The following is a 2,500-nucleotide window of genomic DNA, read 5'->3' as shown; positions in this document are numbered from 1 at the left end:
ATCAGACCCGAAACCGAGTGATCTAGGCATGAGCAGGCTGAAGGTTGGGTAACACCAACTGGAGGGCCGAACCCACACCCGTTGAAAAGGGTCGGGATGACTTGTGCCTAGGGGTGAAAGGCCAATCAAACTCGGAGATAGCTGGTTCTCCGCGAAAGCTATTTAGGTAGCGCCTCGGACGAATGCCCACGGGGGTAGAGCACTGCATGGATGATGGGGGCCCACAGCCTTACTGAGTCTAAGCAAACTCCGAATACCGTGGAGCAATATCCGGGAGACACACGGCGGGTGCTAACGTCCGTCGTGGAGAGGGAAACAACCCTGACCAACAGCTAAGGCCCCCAATTCGTGGCTAAGTGGGAAAGCATGTGAGACTTCCAAAACAACCAGGAGGTTGGCTTAGAAGCAGCCATCCTTTAAAGATAGCGTAACAGCTCACTGGTCTAATCAAGAGGTCTTGCGGCGAAGATGTAACGGGGCTCAAGCCACGAGCCGAAGCTTTGGATGCACCTTATGGTGCGTGGTAGCGGAGCGTTCTGTGATATAGAACGCTGCCTCTTTTGCGTCCTCGGATGCAACGGAGGCAATGTTCTGACTGTGAAGCCGGGGCGTGAGCCATCCGGTGGAGTGATCAGAAGCGAGAATGTTGACATGAGTAGCGACAAACAGGGTGAGAGACCCTGTCGCCGAAAGTCCAAGGGTTCCTGCTTAAAGCTAATCTGAGCAGGGTAAGCCGGCCCCTAAGGCGAGGCCGAAAGGCGTAGTCGATGGGAACCAGGTTAATATTCCTGGGCCAGGAGATGGTGACGGATCGCAGGTGTTGTTCTTCCTTATCGGATTGGAAGGGCAGCTGAGCGGTTCCTGGAAATAGCCCTCCACAAGACCGTACCCGAAACCGACACAGGTGGACTGGTAGAGAATACCAAGGCGCTTGAGAGAACCACATTTAAGGAACTCGGCAAAATACCTCCGTAAGTTCGCGAGAAGGAGGCCCGATTGGCAGGCAACTGTCGGTCGGGGGCACAAACCAGGGGGTGGCGACTGTTTACTAAAAACACAGGGCTCTGCGAAGTCGCAAGACGACGTATAGGGTCTGACGCCTGCCCGGTGCCGGAAGGTTAAAAGGAGAGGTGCAAGCCTTGAATTGAAGCCCCGGTAAACGGCGGCCGTAACTATAACGGTCCTAAGGTAGCGAAATTCCTTGTCGGGTAAGTTCCGACCTGCACGAATGGCGTAACGACTTCCCCGCTGTCTCAAATGTGGACTCAGCGAAATTGAATTGTCTGTGAAGATGCAGACTTCCCGCGGTTAGACGGAAAGACCCCATGCACCTTTACTACAGCTTCGCACTGGCATCAGGATTGTGATGTGCAGGATAGGTGGTAGGCTTTGAAACCGGGACGCCAGTTCCGGTGGAGCCATCCTTGAGATACCACCCTTCGCACTCTTGATGTCTAACCGCGGTCCGTCATCCGGATCCGGGACCCTGCGTGGCGGGTAGTTTGACTGGGGCGGTCGCCTCCCAAAGAGTAACGGAGGCGCGCGAAGGTTGGCTCAGAGCGGTCGGAAATCGCTCGTTGAGTGCAATGGCAGAAGCCAGCCTGACTGCAAGACTGACAAGTCGAGCAGAGTCGAAAGACGGCCATAGTGATCCGGTGGTCCCGAGTGGAAGGGCCATCGCTCAACGGATAAAAGGTACGCTGGGGATAACAGGCTGATGATGCCCAAGAGTCCATATCGACGGCATCGTTTGGCACCTCGATGTCGGCTCATCTCATCCTGGGGCTGGAGCAGGTCCCAAGGGTATGGCTGTTCGCCATTTAAAGAGGTACGTGAGCTGGGTTTAGAACGTCGTGAGACAGTTCGGTCCCTATCTGCCGTGGGTGTTGGAGACTTGAGAGGAGTTGCCCCTAGTACGAGAGGACCGGGGTGAACGTTCCACTGGTGGACCTGTTGTCGTGCCAACGGCAGTGCAGGGTAGCTATGAACGGACAGGATAACCGCTGAAGGCATCTAAGCGGGAAGCCCCCCTCAAAACAAGGTCTCCCTTGAGAGCCGTGGAAGACCACCACGTCGATAGGCCGGAGATGTAAGTGCAGCAATGCATTCAGTTGACCGGTACTAATGGCTCGATAGGCTTGATTTGATCCGGAAGAAGCAAGACTTCTTCCAAAGCATCCTTGGACAACAAATATCCCCCGAAACAGAACCGGGGGACAACGCTGATCCGTTTCTTTCCCGGTCTGGTGGCCCTAGCGCGAGCAAAACACCCGATCCCATCCCGAACTCGGCCGTTAAGTGCCGCTGCGCCGATGGTACTGCGTCTCAAGACGTGGGAGAGTAGGTCACCGCCAGACCTGGAAAGAAACGGATCTCTCTGATACGAGAAAATACCGCACCGCAAACCACGCGATGCAGATCGGCGCGGGGTAGAGCAGCCCGGTAGCTCGTCAGGCTCATAACCTGAAGGTCGCAGGTTCAAATCCTGCCCCCGCAACCA

1 tRNA gene and 2 rRNA genes (1 of these 3 cut by a window edge) are annotated in these 2,500 nt (G+C 55.6%); all 3 read left to right on the top strand.

Annotated features, from left to right (window positions below):
* Positions 1-2,146 (top strand): 23S ribosomal RNA (locus C9E82_RS23410); it begins 687 nt to the left of the window's first position.
* 96 nt (positions 2,147-2,242) lie between these two features.
* Positions 2,243-2,357: ribosomal RNA gene (gene rrf / locus C9E82_RS23405) — 5S ribosomal RNA — on the top strand.
* A gap of 66 nt (positions 2,358-2,423) precedes the next feature.
* Positions 2,424-2,500: transfer RNA gene (locus C9E82_RS23400), tRNA-Met, on the top strand.

It is taken from the genome of Paracoccus sigandri, assembly GCF_003709565.1.
In the GTDB taxonomy this organism is placed as follows: Bacteria; Pseudomonadota; Alphaproteobacteria; order Rhodobacterales; family Rhodobacteraceae; genus Paracoccus; species Paracoccus siganidrum.
Note: the sequence above shows the minus strand (reverse complement) of the source record. Positions and strands in the feature narration are given on the sequence as shown.